The following is a 14408-nucleotide window of genomic DNA, read 5'->3' as shown; positions in this document are numbered from 1 at the left end:
GAATGTGCATGGCATGCACATGGAACTCTTTCAGGAGACCCCCATGAAATTTTTTGTCGACACCGCTGACATCAAGGACATCAAGGAACTGAACGACCTGGGGCTGCTCGACGGCGTGACCACCAATCCCTCGCTGATCCTGAAATCCGGCGGCAAGATCGCCGAGGTCACCAAGCAGATCTGCGACATCGTCAGGGGCCCGGTTTCGGCCGAGGTTGTTGCGGTCGAATACAAGGACATGATGGCCGAGGCCAACATCCTGGCCAAGATCGCCGACAATGTCTGCATCAAAGTGCCGCTGACGCTCGACGGCCTGCGCGCCTGCAAGACGATCCGCACCGAGATGAACCGCATGGTCAATGTAACGCTGTGCTTCTCGGCCAACCAGGCGCTGCTGGCGGCCAAGGCCGGCGCCTCGTTCATCTCGCCCTTCGTCGGCCGCGTCGACGATACCGGCGCGGACGGCATGGAACTGATCCAGGAGATCCGGCAGATCTACGACAATTACGATTTCGACACCGAGATCCTCGTCGCTTCGGTTCGCACCGTGAACCACGTCAAGCAGGCGGCCCTGATCGGCGCCGATGTCGTTACCGCGCCGGCGGCGACGCTGAAGGCGCTGGTCAAGCACCCGTTGACCGACAAGGGTCTGGATCAGTTCGCGGCCGATTGGGCCAAGACCGGCCAGAAGATCGGCTGAGATCGGGTTCGATATCAACGAAAAAGGCCGGGAAACCGGCCTTTTTGTTGCGAACTGCTAAAGTCGGGTTGGCAAGGCCAGGGAAATGCTCAGGCCTTTTTGCCGTGCCTGACCAAATCCTGGGCGACCGACAGGCTCACCATTTCAGCCAGTTCACGCGCGGCGCGGTTCTCGGCGTCGAGCTGCGCCCGGTAGGAAGCGAACTCCTGCGTCGGCTTGTCGAAGGATGACGGGATCGAGCGCTTGCCGGTGGCGATCACCACGCCGGTCTTGGCATCGGTCAGCACATAACTTGCGGTCAGCGTCACCGTGCCTGCCGTCGGCTCGTCTTCGTCGGTCTGGATCTGCACCACCGCGGCCGATTCAACCAGTTCGGTGACGCCGAGATCGAGCATGTAGGCCGGCGCCGGCGGCTCGCCGGCGCCTTGACCAAAGGCAAAGATCAGATTGTTGCGGACCTGCTGGGCGTAGCGGGTCTTGACCGGCTTGACCGCGACCGACGCCAGTTCCGCCGAAGCGCTGAGCGTCGAGCCGGCCGTCAGCGGCGCGCTGGAATAGAGCGGCCTGACCGTGCAGGCCGAAACCAGCGCCATCGAGGCGACCATGCCGTACAGCGCGGCGCGGCGCAGCAACCGCGTCGTCTTTTCCAGATTAGGTAACGACATTGACGATCCTCTGCGGCACGATGATCACCTTGCGGGGCGCCTTACCTTCCAGCGCTTTCTGCACGAAGTCGAGAGCCAGAACCGCTTTTTCGACCGCACCTTGGTCCGCGTCGCGGGCAATTGTCAAATAGCCGCGCATCTTGCCGTTGACCTGGACCGGCAGCACGATCTCATTGTCGACGACCAGCGCCGGATCGTAGACCGGCCAAGGCCGTTCGGCGACCAGATCGGTGCCGCCCAGCGTGTGCCAGCACTCCTCGGCCAGATGCGGCATGACCGGCGCGACCACATGCACCAGGATCTCCACCGCCTCGCGGCAGGCGCCTTTCAGCGCCGCATCGGCCTTGCCCTCGGCGACGTCGTTGAGCGGCGTGGTCAAGGCATTGGCCAGTTCGTAGATGCGGGCGATGGCCCGGTTGAAGCCGAGCTTCTCGATATCTTCGCCGATCGCCTTCAGGATCTTGTGCGCGGCCTTGGAAACGGCACCCGCCTCGCCCTGCTTCGCCGCCTGCGGCTTGACGCGGTCGAGCGTCTCGGCGGCAATCGACACCAGGCGCCAGATGCGCTGGATGAAGCGGTGCGCGCCGGCCGCGCCATCGTCGGTCCATTCGACGTCGCGCTCGGGCGGCGAATCCGACAGCATGAACCAGCGTGCGGTGTCGGCGCCGTAGCCGTCGGTGATGTCTTCCGGGCTCACCGTGTTCTTCTTCGACTTCGACATCTTTTCGAGCGAGCCGATCGCTGCCTCTTCGCCGGTAGCGATCTCGATGGCGCGGCGCGTGCCGCCGGCATCCTCGATCCTGACCTCAGCCGGCGACAGCCAGCGGCCATTGTTCGACGCACCGCCGACGCGGTAGGTCTCGTGCACCACCATGCCTTGCGTGAACAGGCCCTTGAACGGCTCGGCGAGGTCGAGATGACCGGTTGCGCGCATGGCGCGGGTGAAGAAGCGCGAATAGAGCAGATGCAGGATCGCGTGCTCGATGCCGCCAATATACTGGTCGACTGCCAGCCAGTCATCGGCAGCCTTCGGCTCGGTCGGCTCATTGGCCCAGGGCGCGGTGAAGCGGGCGAAATACCACGACGAATCGACGAACGTGTCCATCGTGTCGGTCTCGCGCCGAGCGTCCTTGCCGCATTGCGGGCACTTCACATGCCGCCAGGTCGGATGGCGATCGAGCGGATTGCCGGGACGGTCGAATTCGATGTCGTCGGGCAGCTTGACCGGCAGGTCGGCCTTCGGCACCGGCACGACGCCGCAATCCTCGCAATGGATCATCGGGATCGGACAACCCCAATAACGTTGCCGCGAAATGCCCCAGTCGCGCAGGCGGAAGTTCACCTTGCGCTCGGCCATCGGCCGGCCGCCGATGGTCTTCTGCTCCAGGAGCTTTGCCACCTCGTCGAACGCCTGCTCCGGCTTCAGGCCGTCGAGGAAACGCGAATTGATCATCACGCCGTCATCGACATAGGCCTCTTCCGTGACCTGGAAGGTCTTGGCGTCGGCATCTTCCGGCATCACCACCGGGATCACCGGCAGGCCGTATCTGTTGGCGAAATCGAGGTCGCGCTGGTCGCCCGACGGGCAGCCGAAAATGGCGCCGGTGCCGTATTCCATCAAAACGAAATTGGCGACATAGACCGGCAGTTTCCATGAGTCGTCGAACGGATGGACGACGCGGATGCCGGTGTCGAAGCCTTTCTTCTCGGCAGTCTCCAGCGCGGCCACCGAGGTGCCCATGTGACGGACCTCGTCGATGAACTTGGCCAGCTCGATATTGGTCTCGGCGGCCTTCCTGGCCAGCGGATGGTCGGCGGCGACCGCCATGAAAGAGGCGCCGAAAATGGTGTCGGGCCTGGTCGTGTAGACTTCCAGTTCGTTCGCATCGCCGATCGGAGCGGCCAGCGGCCAACGGATCAGCAGCCCTTCCGAGCGGCCGATCCAGTTCTGCTGCATCAGCTTGACCTTTTCCGGCCATTCGCCAAGCCCGTCCAGCGAGTCCAGCAGGTCCTGCGCGTAGTCGGTGATCTTGAAGAACCACTGCGTCAGCTCGCGCTGTTCGACCAGCGCGCCCGAGCGCCAGCCGCGCCCGTCGATGACCTGCTCGTTGGCGAGCACCGTCATGTCCTCCGGGTCCCAGTTGACCTTGGAGGATTTGCGCGTCACCAGCCCCTTCTCGACTAAATCGAGGAACAGCATCTGCTGGCGGTGGTAATAGTCGACGTCGCAGGTGGCGAACTCGCGCGACCAGTCCAGCGACAGGCCCATCATCTTGAGCTGCTCGCGCATGGCGGCGATGTTGGCGTAGGTCCATTCCTTGGGATGGACCTTGTTCTGCATCGCCGCATTTTCGGCCGGCATGCCGAAAGCGTCCCAGCCCATAGGGTGCAGCACGTTAAAACCCTTGGCCCGCTTGTAGCGCGCCACCACATCGCCCATCGTGTAGTTGCGGGTGTGGCCGATATGGATCTTCCCGGAGGGATAGGGGAACATCTCCAGCACGTAGTATTTCGGCTTCGGATCGTCGTTATGCGCTTCGAACAGCTTCTTTTCGGCCCAGGCCTTCTGCCATTTGGGCTCTGACGCGCGCGGATTGTATCGTTCGGTTGCCATCGGATGATTTTCACTTAAAAGCAGGCGCAGACCGCCGGACAAGGCCCGGTGGCCAAGGTAAATGTCGTGGCGGTGTTCACCATGGATTGCCGGACCCGTCAACTGCGGCGAGCCGGCGAGGGCTAGAAAGACAGGCAGGATATAGGCATGGCGAGCGCCGTCGAACAGTTTTTCGCCGTCAGAACGAGGATCGCTGCCGCCGAGCGCGAGGCCGGCCGCGACGCCGGTTCGGTAACGCTGGTAGCGGTGTCGAAGACTTTTGAGGCCGACGCCATCCGCCCGGTCATCGAAGCCGGCCAGCGCGTCTTTGGCGAAAACCGCGTGCAGGAAGCGCATGGCAAATGGCCGGCGTTGAAAGCCGAATTCCCGGATATCGAGCTGCATCTCATCGGCCCGTTGCAATCGAACAAAGCGAAGGAAGCCGTTGCGCTCGCCGACGTCATCGAGACCGTCGACCGCGAAAAAATCGCCGCCGAACTCGCCAAGGAGATTGTCCGGCAGGGTAAAACACCAAAGCTCTATGTCCAGGTCAACACCGGTTCGGAGCCGCAAAAGGCCGGCATCGAGCCGCACGACGCTGTCGCCTTCGTCACCCGTTGCCGCGATGTCCATGGGTTGGCCATCGAAGGCCTGATGTGCATTCCGCCGGCGCATGAAAACCCCGGCCCGCATTTCGCCCTGCTGGAAAAGCTCGGCAAGGAGGCCGGCGTCGCCAAACTGTCGATGGGCATGTCCGGCGACTACGAGACAGCGATCACCTTCGGCGCCACCAGCGTCCGCGTCGGCTCGGCGATTTTTGGCACCCGGTAGTCGTCGGCTTCGCGAGACACCTGTCGATCCCCGATTTTTCGAGCTAATGTATCGAGCACATCCGGCCGAGTTAGCGAGGACTATTCTTCTTGGACTGGCACCTCAGGGACGCAAGAAACAATCTTTCGAAGCTTGTGCGACAGGCGCGCGAAGAAGGGCCGCAAACCATCACCTTGCGCGGAAAGCCAGCTGCCGTCGTGTTGTCTCCTGATGACTATGACCAACTGATCGGCGCAAAGCCTTCGCTTGCGGAATATCTCCTCTCCGGTCCCGCATGGGACGACGATTTCGTCGAGGAGGTCAACCGCCGCTCAGAGACGATGATCCGACCCGTGGAATTCTGATAGATTTTCGACACAAACATCGCCTCGCGCATCTCGCCACGGTTGACGAGTTCTATGGGGCCAGATGCATCCGGTCGATTACGCCACGACTGGAAACGAAACGTACCGTTCCTATTTGCTTGGCGTCATCACAATTCTGCTGGAGCCGCAACCATGCGCTACAATCAACTTGGAAATACGGGGATGTTCGTCTCCGAACTCTGCCTCGGCACCATGACCTTCGGCGCCGCCGGCGAGAATGCCCAATGGGGCCTGATCGCCAGCCTCGACCAGAAGGGCGTCAACGACATCGTCGGCCGGTCCATCGCCGCCGGCGTCAATTTCTTCGACACCGCCGACGTCTACTCCTTCGGCCAGTCCGAGCGCCTGCTCGGCCAGTCGCTCAGGGATCTCGGCGTCAAGCGCTCGGACGTCATCATCGCCACCAAGGTGCATGGCACCATGGGCCAGGGCCCGAACGAGCGCGGCTCGTCGCGAGGCCACATCATGGATTCGGTCGAGGGCAGCCTGGAGCGGCTGCAGCTCGACCATATCGACCTCTATCAGTTGCACGGCACCGATACGGTGACGCCGATCGACGAGACGCTACGGGCGTTCGACGATCTCGTCGCCAGCGGCAAGGTTCGCTATGTCGGCGTCTCCAACTGGGCGGCTTGGCGCATCTCTAAGGCCCTCGGCATAGCCGACCGCAAGGGGTTTTCCCGCTTCGAGACCATCCAGTCCTATTATTCGATCGCCGGCCGCGACCTCGAGCGCGAGATCGTGCCGCTGATCAACGAGGAAAAGCTCGGCCTGATGGTCTGGTCGCCAATGGCCGGCGGCCTGCTGTCGGGCAAATACGGCCCCGGCGCGCCCGGCAATGGCGAGGGCCGCCGCGCCGCCTTCAACTTCCCGCCGGTCAATGAGGACCGCGCCTGGGCCGCCGTCGCCGTCATGCGCGACATCGCCAAGAAGCACGATGTCAGCGTCGCTACGGTCGCGCTCGGCTATGTCCTGGCCAAACCTTTCGTCATGAGCGTCATCATCGGCGCCAGCCGCATGGAGCAGCTCGAGCAGAACCTTGCCGCGGCCGAGGTGAAGCTCGACGCCGACGATCTCGCCAGACTGGATGAGGTCAGTGCGCTGCCGGCCGAATATCCCGGCTGGATGCTGGAGCGTCAGGGCGCCGGTCGCCGCCCGGCGCCGTTCACCCCGAAGAAATAGTCATCGCTGTCGCCTGATGCTTGGGGGGTCATCTGGCTCCCCAACGTCTTTTCAGCTCATCCGCACGCTCTCGACCAGAAAGTCGAGAAACGCCCGCACCCGTGCGGGCAAATGCCGGCCCTGGCCGACATAGACGGCGTGGGTAGGCTCCTCGTCGCCCGGATTGAAATCCTCCAGCAGCGCCGTCAGCCGCCCCGCCGCGATGTCATCGGCCACATGCCAGTGTGCCAGCCGGGCGATGCCGGCGCCGCCGACCGCCATCAACCGCATCGACTCGCCATCGCCGACCAGCGTGTTTCCCACGATGGGAACCGTGATGGCATTGTCAGCTGCGTCGACAAACTGCCAGCCATCGACATGCCGGACAAAGCCGAAAGCCATGCGATTGTGCCGGCTGAGATCGACTGGAATCAGCGGTGTGCCATGTGTCTTGAGATAGGACGGTGCGGCAACGACCGTCATCCGGGTTTGCCCGAGCTTGCGCGCCACCAGCCGCGATTCGCCGAGCGGCCCGGCGCGGATGGCGACGTCGGCACGCTCAGCCATCAAATCGATGACGCTGTCGGTCAGCACCAGATCGACCGAAATCTCGGGATAGCGTTCGAGGAAATCAGGCAGCAGCGGGATCAGCCGATGCACCCCGAAGGGCACATAGGAGTTGACGCGCAGCCGTCCGCGCGGCGCGGCACCCACGGCCGCCTCGCGCTCGGCCGCCGCCATATCGGCCAAGATGCGCACCCCGCTGTCATAGAACGCCGTCCCTTCCGGCGTCAGCTGCAGCTTGCGCGTCGAGCGGGTGACCAGCCGCGCGCCGAGCCTTGCCTCCAGTCGCGCGATCAGCTTGCTCACCGCCGACGGTGTCATACGCAGCGAACGAGCCGCAGCCGAGAAGCTGCTCGCCTCGGCGACGCGGACGAACACTTCGATCTCGCCGGAACGGTTGATGTCGGGTCTGGCCATCTGTGAATCTATTTCACAGGAAATATGCCCAAGGCAAGTCTGGTTCACAAGGCATGGCAACACGATCTCTGCGGTCGGGGCGCGGGTCTGGACAGCGCGCTCATTCGAGTTCGAACTGGAAACCGCCATGCCTCTTGCTCTCTACGCCCTCGCTGCCGGCGCCTTCGGCATCGGCGTCACCGAATTCGTCATCATGGGGCTGCTGATCGATGTCAGCAAAGATCTCGGAGTCTCGATCTCGGCCGCCGGCCAGTTGATTTCGGGCTACGCGTTGGGCGTCGTCATCGGCGCGCCGCTTTTGACCATCGCCACCGGCAACTGGCCCCGCAAGACCGTCCTTCTGGCCCTTATGGCGATCTTCACGCTCGGCAACCTCGCCTGTGCGATCGCCCCCGACTACTGGACGCTGATGGGCGCCCGCATCATCACCGCCTTTGCCCATGGCACTTTCTTTGGCGTCGGCTCGGTGGTCGCCACCGGCCTGGTCGCGCCCAACAAGAAAGCCTCGGCGATCGCGCTGATGTTCACCGGACTGACTATCGCCAACATCCTCGGCGTGCCCTTCGGCACCTGGCTAGGCCAGGCCTTCGGCTGGCGCGCCACCTTCTGGGCGGTAACCCTGGTCGGCTTGGCAGCCTTTGCCGTCATCCTGCTTCTGGTGCCGCGCAGCAAGGAAGCGCCCGAGAAGACCAATCTGCGCGCCGACCTCGCCGTGCTGCGCCGCACGCCGGTGCTGCTCGGCCTCGCCACCACCGTGCTCGGCTACGCCGGCGTCTTCGCCGTCTTCACCTACATCGCCCCGCTGCTCACCGAGATCACCAGTTTTGGGGAAGCCGCCGTGTCGCCGATCCTGCTCGTCTTCGGCGGCGGTCTTATCGCCGGCAATCTGCTTGGCGGCAAGGTCGCCGACCGCTGGTTGGTGCCGACTGTGCTCGGCAGCCTCGTGGTGCTGGCGTTGGTGCTGGCCACCATGACCTTCGCCGTCCACAGCCAAATCCTGGCCGTCATCTATGTCGGCCTGCTTGGTGCCGCCGCCTTCGCCACCGTGGCGCCGCTGCAGATGTGGGTGCTGGAAAAGGCGCAAGGCGCGGGCCAGAGCCTCGCCTCGTCCTTCAACATCGCCGCCTTCAACCTCGGCAATGCCGCCGGCGCTTGGCTTGGCGGCGCGGTGATTGCCCATGGCCTCGGCCTCGGCTCACTAACCTGGATCGCCGCTTTGCTGCCGGTCGCGGCTCTTGGCGTCGCTGCCCTGGCGCTGCGCCTCGATCGCGCCCCCACAATCGGGGCGCCGGTCTGCGCCCAGTCATGAGCATCACGCGCAATCCTTCTTCGACATCATCAAGGAGCATAAAATGGATTATCGACGTCTCGGCGCATCGGGCCTGAAAGTGCCCGCACTCTCTTTCGGCGCCGGCACTTTCGGCGGCTCCGGGCCGCTGTTCGGGGCCTGGGGCAACAGCGACGCCAAGGAAGCGCGGCGGCTGATCGACATCTGCCTCGAGGCCGGCGTCAATCTGTTCGACACCGCCGATGTCTATTCGAACGGCGCCTCCGAGGAAGTGCTTGGCGAAGCCATCAAAGGCCGCCGCGACGCGGTGCTGATCTCGACCAAGACTTCGCTGCCGATGGGCGACAGACCGGCCGACTACGGCTCGTCGCGCTCGCGGCTGATCAAAGCCGTCGACGCCGCCCTGAAGCGCATGGGCACCGATTACATCGACCTGTTGCAGCTGCACGCCTTCGATGCCGGCACGCCGATCGAGGAGGTGTTGTCGACGCTGGACGACCTCGTGCGCGCCGGCAAGCTGCGCTATGTCGGCGTCTCCAACTTCTCCGGCTGGCAGGTGATGAAATCGCTGGCGGAAGCTGACAAGCATGCTTATCCGCGCTACGCCGCGCATCAGGTCTACTACTCGCTGGTCGGTCGCGACTATGAATGGGAGCTGATGCCGCTCGGTATCGACCAGGGCATCGGCGCGCTGGTGTGGAGCCCGCTCGGCTGGGGCCGCCTGACCGGCAAGATCCGCCGCGGCCAGCCCCTGCCGGAAAAGAGCCGGCTGCACGACACCGCCGATTTCGGCCCGCCGGTCGCGGACGAACATCTCTACCGGGTCATGGATGCGCTTGATGCGATGGCTGAAGAGACCGGCAAGACCGTGCCGCAGATCGCCATCAACTGGCTGTTGCGGCGCCCGACCGTGTCCTCGGTCATCATCGGCGCCCGCAACGAGGAACAGCTGCGCCAGAACCTCGGCGCCGTCGGCTGGGCATTGACGCCGGAGCAGGTCAAAAAGCTCGACGCCGCAAGCGAAGTGACCGCGCCCTACCCGTACTTCCCCTATCACCGCCAGGAAGGTTTCGCCCGACTGAACCCGTCTGCGGTGTGATCGCCGACGTTGAAGCTGCCAATCTCCCCCCTTGCGGGGGAGATCAGCTATACTGCCGCTCAGTGCAGCACGAACTCCCCATCCACTTTCCGCCACTCGTTCGGCGCGATCAGCTTCTGGTGGGTGTAGCTAATCGAATGCAGCGGCCCGTCAAGCCTGGCCTTCCAGAACTCGATGAACTTGATCAGCACCGGAAACTTCGGCGCCAGATCGTAATCTTGCCAGATGAAGCTCTGCAGCAGATGCGGGTGGTCGGGAAAATGGTACAGAATCTTGGCCGTGGTCAGGCCATACCCCTTGAGCATCAGGTCCATTTCGGAATGATCGCGCATGACAGCCCCTTGGCCTAGTTGATTCTCCATTCCTCCCAACACCGAATTGTGCGCGCCGTTCCTTAACTGTCTATGATTTTCCTGATCCCAATCGGGTTTTACACACGAAAACATGCGGTTAGCAGCGACCGCCGCCGAGTGCTGATACAACCGAAAACGGAAGCTGCGGCATCCCGCCACGCGAATCCAACGTCTAATGTTGCCGTCAGCGCGGAACTGTTAATAATGCCGCCGAATTCGCGGCTGCGTCGCCGTGATCCTGGCGGTGGTCAAGCCGGCGGGCTCGTTTGGGAGGTAAGTGAAGACATGTCCGAGGTGAAGATCCACCGCGTCCAGCCGGCGTGGAAGAAGAACGCGCTGATCGACAATGACACCTACCTCAAATGGTATGCCGACAGCGTGAAAAATCCGGACAGGTTCTGGGGCAAGCACGGCAAGCGCATCGACTGGTTCAAGCCTTTCAGCAAGGTCAAGAACACCTCCTTCGACGGCAAGGTCTCGATCAAATGGTTCGAGGACGGCGAAACCAACGTCTCCTACAACTGCATCGACCGCCATTTGAAGAAGCGCGGCAACCAGACAGCCATCATCTGGGAAGGCGACAATCCCTACGACGACAAGAAGATCACCTACAACGAGCTCTACGAGCATGTCTGCCGGCTCGCCAATGTGATGAAGAAGCACGGCGTCAGGAAGGGCGACCGCGTCACCATCTACATGCCGATGATCCCGGAAGCGGCCTACGCGATGCTGGCTTGCACCCGCATCGGCGCCATCCACTCGATCGTCTTCGGCGGCTTTTCACCGGACGCGCTGGCCGGCCGCATCGATGACTGCAAGTCAACCTTCGTCATCACGGCCGACGAGGGCCTGCGCGGCGGCAAGCCGATCCCGCTGAAGGAAAACACCGACAGAGCGATCGAAATCGCCGCCAAGGCCGGCACCAAGGTCGAAAAAGTGGTCGTCGTGCGCCGCACCGGCGGCAAGACCGGCTGGGTTCAGGGGCGCGACGTCTGGTACCATGACGAGATCGCCACGGTGAAGGCAGACTGCAAGCCGGAGAAGATGAAGGCCGAGGATCCGCTGTTCATCCTCTACACCTCGGGCTCGACCGGCAAGCCGAAGGGCGTGCTGCACACCACCGCCGGCTATCTCGTCTATGTCTCGATGACCCACCAATATGTCTTCGACTACCATGACGGCGATATCTACTGGTGCACCGCCGATGTCGGTTGGGTCACCGGCCACAGCTACATCGTCTATGGCCCGCTCGCCAACGGCGCCACCACGCTGATGTTCGAGGGCGTGCCGAACTACCCCTCGCAGTCGCGCTTCTGGGAAGTCATCGACAAGCACAAGGTCAACATCTTCTACACCGCGCCGACGGCACTGCGCGCGCTGATGGGCGCCGGCGACGAACCGGTGAAGAAGACCTCGCGCAAGTCGCTGCGCGTGCTGGGCTCGGTCGGCGAACCGATCAATCCGGAAGCTTGGGAGTGGTATTTCAACATCGTCGGCAACGGCAAGGTGCCGATCGTCGACACATGGTGGCAGACCGAGACCGGCGGCATCCTGATCACGCCGCTGCCCGGCGCCACCGACCTCAAGGCCGGTTCGGCGACGCGGCCCTTCTTCGGCATCAAGCCGCAGCTGGTCGACGGCGAAGGCAAGGTGCTGGAAGGGGCGGCCGACGGCAATCTCTGCATCGCCGATTCCTGGCCCGGCCAGATGCGCACGGTCTATGGCGATCACGACCGCTTCGTGCAGACTTATTTCTCCACCTACAAGGGCAAATACTTCACCGGAGACGGCTGTCGCCGCGACGCCGACGGCTATTACTGGATCACCGGCCGCGTCGACGACGTCATCAACGTTTCCGGCCACCGCATGGGAACGGCCGAGGTCGAATCGGCGCTCGTCAGCCATGAGAAGGTGTCGGAAGCAGCTGTCGTCGGCTATCCCCACGACATCAAGGGCCAGGGCATCTACAGCTACGTTACCTTGATGAAAGGCGTGGAGCCGAGCGAGGAACTGCGCAAGGAGCTCGTGGCCCATGTCCGCAAGGAGATCGGCGCCATCGCCTCGCCCGACAAGCTGCAGTTCGCGCCCGGACTGCCGAAAACCCGCTCCGGCAAGATCATGCGCCGTATCCTGCGCAAGATCGCCGAGGACGATTTTTCCGCGCTCGGCGATACCTCGACACTGGCCGATCCGGCCGTGGTCGATGATCTGATCGCCAACCGCCAGAACAAGAAGGGCTGAAGGGATTTGACGGCTGCACTGGGCGCAGTCACGGAGCTCTGGCGTTACCCCGCAAGTTCGCTTGCCGGCGAACGCCAGGACGCCATTTCGGTCGGCCTTGAAACCATCGACGGCGACCGGCTGTTCGGCCTTGTCGATGTCTCGGACAATGAGATCGCGCGGCCCGACCGCGACGCCAAGTGGCACAAGGTGCCGCGCATCCGCACCCGGCTCACCAACCATCGCGAGCTGGAGATCGCCGTTCCCGGCGGCGACTGGCTGGCAGTGCCGGGTGTGGAATGCGACCAAGCCATCTCGGCCTATCTCGGCTTCGCCGCCTCGATCCGGCCGTTCAGCCAGGACAACGCCCCCGGCTACACCGGCCCGCTCACCGCGGCGCGCTACCGCAAAGCGCCGATCCATCTCTTGACCACCGCATCGCTGGCGCGGCTAAAGGCGCTGCACCCCGAAGGCATTCCCGATCCGCGCCGCTTCCGCCCCAACATTGTCGTCGACATGGCGGCGGTCGAAGGCTCGTTTCCCGAGACCGAATGGATTGGCCGCAAGCTCGCCATCGGCGATCTGCTGGTGACCGTCTCGGAGCCGTGCCGCCGCTGCGGCTTCACCATCATCAGCCAGGACGGCTTCGACCACGATCCCGGCATCCTGCGCAATCTGGTCCGCCACAACGCCCATAATCTCGGCGTCTATTGCACTGTGGACAGGCCTGCCCGTGTCGAGATCGGCGCGCCGATGCGGTTCGTGTAGGTTGGTGCAGAACCCTTGAGATGCCGGTAGGACAGAGGAGGGCGCGAAGGATCGCAGCAGGACGGCTTTCAGTCTGAGCCGTAGCGTTCTTCGCCGATTACTACCGATACAGATCCGCCCGTGTCGGCGGCAGCCCGCTCGGGCCGCGTGCGCGTTTGGTGACGACGGTCTGAAAAATCTGCGCCGAGGCGCGCTCGAAGGTGATCGAGCAGCCGGTGAGATAAAGCAGCCACAGCCGTGCCTTGGCCTCGCCGACTTCGGCGACCGCCTCGTCGAAGCGAGCCTGCAGCCGCTCGGCCCACAGCCGGCAGGTGCGCGCATAGTGCTCGCGCAGATTCTCGACGTCGTAGACCAGGAAGCCATGCGCCTCCAGATTGCCCAGCGTCATGCCGATCGTGTCGAGTTCCCCGCCGGGGAAAATGTATTTCAGCAGCGCCTTGAACTCCGGCCCCTTGCGCAAGGTTTTCTTCAAGTCGCCCTTGCTGCGCCTGGTGATGGCGTGGTGCAGATAGATGCCGCCGGGCTTCAGCAAGCGATGGATGGTCTTGAAATAGGTGGCGTGGTTGGCGAGGCCGAGATGCTCGAACATGCCGATCGACGATATCTTGTCGAAGGAGCCTTTGAGCTCCGTATAGGATTTGATTTCGATGGTGATGCGGTCCTGCAGCCCTTCGGCGCGGATGCGCTCGCGGGCGAGATCGGTCTGCGCCTGCGACAGCGACACGCCATGGCCGACGACGCCGTAATTTTTGGCCGCATGGATCAGCATGGCGCCCCAGCCGCAGCCGATGTCGAGCAGCTTTTCGCCCGATTTCAGCCTGAGCTTGCGGCAGATATGGTCGAGCTTGTCGGCCTGCGCTTGGTCGATGCCATCGGCGAAATTCTTAAAGTAGCCGCAGCTGTAGACCATGCGCTCGTCGAGGAAGAGCCGGTAAAAGGCATTCGAAATGTCGTAGTGATGCTGGATCGCCTCCTGGCTCGACCCGCTGACATAGGGGTTGCGACCCGACAGATCGGTGCGTGCACTCATCTGCTTGCGTGACAGGAGCACCGCCGGCAGGTCGCGCAGGATCGCCAGCTTCGGCAGCGACTTGAGCTTGGTCCTGAGCTTGCCTTGCGACGGCAGTGCGTAGAAATCGAAAATCGTCCCGTCTTCGATGTCTATCGTCTTGGATATCCACATCTCGATCAGCGTCGACAACGATGGCCGCTTCACCACCTGCCAGACGATGTCTTGGTCGTTGATGGTGAGCACGGGCCCGATGGCGGGACCGATCCGCTCGCCGGTCCACAGCTTGACCGCAAAACCCGGCTTCAGCGTTTCGATCACCGTTCGCACGATGCGCGCGGCCTTCTCGGCTGCCTCCATGGCCATCCTCCCGAG

13 protein-coding genes are annotated in these 14408 nt (G+C 63.2%); 8 read left to right on the top strand and 5 right to left on the bottom strand.

The genetic code is table 11. The annotated features are described in order from the left end of the window. Positions 1-43 precede the first annotated feature (43 nt). Positions 44-700: a fructose-6-phosphate aldolase gene (gene fsa, locus NLY42_RS09265; protein ID WP_023698236.1), complete on the top strand. Its 657-nt coding sequence runs from the start codon at positions 44-46 to the stop codon at positions 698-700. Between the two features lie 89 nt (positions 701-789). Here the strand turns inward: fsa and NLY42_RS09260 are convergent, their stop codons facing one another. Both NLY42_RS09260 and leuS read right to left on the bottom strand, forming a co-directional pair. Next, entirely contained in the window at positions 790-1365 is a 576-nt protein-coding gene (locus tag NLY42_RS09260; protein ID WP_023755515.1) for an LPS assembly lipoprotein LptE, read from the bottom strand. Continuing rightward, positions 1352-3979 carry a leucine--tRNA ligase gene (leuS, locus tag NLY42_RS09255; RefSeq protein ID WP_023755514.1) on the bottom strand — a complete coding sequence of 876 codons (2628 nt, stop codon included), beginning with the start codon at positions 3977-3979 and terminating at the stop codon, positions 1352-1354. The genes NLY42_RS09260 and leuS overlap by 14 nt, the downstream gene beginning before the upstream one ends. A 147-nt stretch (positions 3980-4126) precedes the next feature. On the opposite strand from leuS, the gene NLY42_RS09250 reads away from it, so the two are divergent. From NLY42_RS09250 to NLY42_RS09240, 3 genes are all read left to right on the top strand, one after another. After that, positions 4127-4789: a YggS family pyridoxal phosphate-dependent enzyme gene (locus NLY42_RS09250; RefSeq protein WP_023755513.1), complete on the top strand. Its 663-nt coding sequence runs from the start codon at positions 4127-4129 to the stop codon at positions 4787-4789. An 89-nt stretch (positions 4790-4878) separates the two neighbouring features. Then, on the top strand, positions 4879-5133 hold the full coding sequence (locus NLY42_RS09245) for a type II toxin-antitoxin system Phd/YefM family antitoxin (RefSeq protein ID WP_023700209.1): 255 nt from the start codon (positions 4879-4881) through the stop codon (positions 5131-5133). A gap of 153 nt (positions 5134-5286) precedes the next feature. Beyond that, a complete protein-coding gene (locus NLY42_RS09240) occupies positions 5287-6336 on the top strand; it encodes an aldo/keto reductase (RefSeq protein WP_023755512.1) in 1050 nt (349 codons plus the stop codon). Positions 6337-6387: 51 nt separating this feature from the next. Here NLY42_RS09240 and NLY42_RS09235 read toward each other — a convergent pair whose 3' ends face one another. After that, a complete protein-coding gene (locus tag NLY42_RS09235) occupies positions 6388-7296 on the bottom strand; it encodes a LysR substrate-binding domain-containing protein (RefSeq protein WP_023755511.1) in 909 nt (302 codons plus the stop codon). A gap of 127 nt (positions 7297-7423) precedes the next feature. Here NLY42_RS09235 and NLY42_RS09230 point away from each other — a divergent pair, with 127 nt between their 5' ends. Both NLY42_RS09230 and NLY42_RS09225 read left to right on the top strand, forming a co-directional pair. Next, a complete protein-coding gene (locus NLY42_RS09230; protein WP_023755510.1) occupies positions 7424-8605 on the top strand; it encodes an MFS transporter in 1182 nt (393 codons plus the stop codon). Positions 8606-8648: 43 nt separating this feature from the next. Beyond that, positions 8649-9683 carry an aldo/keto reductase gene (locus NLY42_RS09225; RefSeq protein ID WP_023755509.1) on the top strand — a complete coding sequence of 345 codons (1035 nt, stop codon included), beginning with the start codon at positions 8649-8651 and terminating at the stop codon, positions 9681-9683. A 59-nt stretch (positions 9684-9742) separates the two neighbouring features. On the opposite strand, the gene NLY42_RS09220 is transcribed toward NLY42_RS09225, so the two are convergent. Further along, entirely contained in the window at positions 9743-10015 is a 273-nt protein-coding gene (locus NLY42_RS09220; protein WP_023668649.1) for an usg protein, read from the bottom strand. A 306-nt stretch (positions 10016-10321) separates the two neighbouring features. On the opposite strand from NLY42_RS09220, the gene acs reads away from it, so the two are divergent. Both acs and NLY42_RS09210 read left to right on the top strand, forming a co-directional pair. Then, positions 10322-12277: an acetate--CoA ligase gene (gene acs / locus NLY42_RS09215; RefSeq protein ID WP_023755508.1), complete on the top strand. Its 1956-nt coding sequence runs from the start codon at positions 10322-10324 to the stop codon at positions 12275-12277. Positions 12278-12283: 6 nt separating this feature from the next. After that, a complete protein-coding gene (locus NLY42_RS09210; protein ID WP_023755507.1) occupies positions 12284-13024 on the top strand; it encodes an MOSC domain-containing protein in 741 nt (246 codons plus the stop codon). Positions 13025-13124: 100 nt separating this feature from the next. Here NLY42_RS09210 and NLY42_RS09205 read toward each other — a convergent pair whose 3' ends face one another. Then, entirely contained in the window at positions 13125-14393 is a 1269-nt protein-coding gene (locus NLY42_RS09205; protein WP_023755506.1) for a class I SAM-dependent methyltransferase, read from the bottom strand. Between the last annotated feature and the right edge of the window lie 15 nt (positions 14394-14408).

The organism is Mesorhizobium sp. C372A (assembly GCF_030323245.1).
In the GTDB taxonomy this organism is placed as follows: domain Bacteria; phylum Pseudomonadota; class Alphaproteobacteria; order Rhizobiales; family Rhizobiaceae; genus Mesorhizobium.
The sequence above is the reverse complement of the archived record's forward strand: the minus strand, read 5'-3'. Positions and strand labels throughout refer to the sequence as shown.

What these genes read in the sequence shown, in the direction of transcription:
- fsa (WP_023698236.1), top strand. Translation starts at nt 44, where the DNA reads ATGAAATTTTTTGTCGACACCGCTGACATCAAGGACATCAAGGAACTG.
- NLY42_RS09260 (WP_023755515.1), bottom strand. Translation starts at nt 1,365, where the DNA reads ATGTCGTTACCTAATCTGGAAAAGACGACGCGGTTGCTGCGCCGCGCC.
- leuS (WP_023755514.1), bottom strand. Translation starts at nt 3,979, where the DNA reads ATGGCAACCGAACGATACAATCCGCGCGCGTCAGAGCCCAAATGGCAG.
- NLY42_RS09250 (WP_023755513.1), top strand. Translation starts at nt 4,127, where the DNA reads ATGGCGAGCGCCGTCGAACAGTTTTTCGCCGTCAGAACGAGGATCGCT.
- NLY42_RS09240 (WP_023755512.1), top strand. Translation starts at nt 5,287, where the DNA reads ATGCGCTACAATCAACTTGGAAATACGGGGATGTTCGTCTCCGAACTC.
- NLY42_RS09235 (WP_023755511.1), bottom strand. Translation starts at nt 7,296, where the DNA reads ATGGCCAGACCCGACATCAACCGTTCCGGCGAGATCGAAGTGTTCGTC.
- NLY42_RS09230 (WP_023755510.1), top strand. Translation starts at nt 7,424, where the DNA reads ATGCCTCTTGCTCTCTACGCCCTCGCTGCCGGCGCCTTCGGCATCGGC.
- NLY42_RS09225 (WP_023755509.1), top strand. Translation starts at nt 8,649, where the DNA reads ATGGATTATCGACGTCTCGGCGCATCGGGCCTGAAAGTGCCCGCACTC.
- NLY42_RS09220 (WP_023668649.1), bottom strand. Translation starts at nt 10,015, where the DNA reads ATGCGCGATCATTCCGAAATGGACCTGATGCTCAAGGGGTATGGCCTG.
- acs (WP_023755508.1), top strand. Translation starts at nt 10,322, where the DNA reads ATGTCCGAGGTGAAGATCCACCGCGTCCAGCCGGCGTGGAAGAAGAAC.
- NLY42_RS09205 (WP_023755506.1), bottom strand. Translation starts at nt 14,393, where the DNA reads ATGGAGGCAGCCGAGAAGGCCGCGCGCATCGTGCGAACGGTGATCGAA.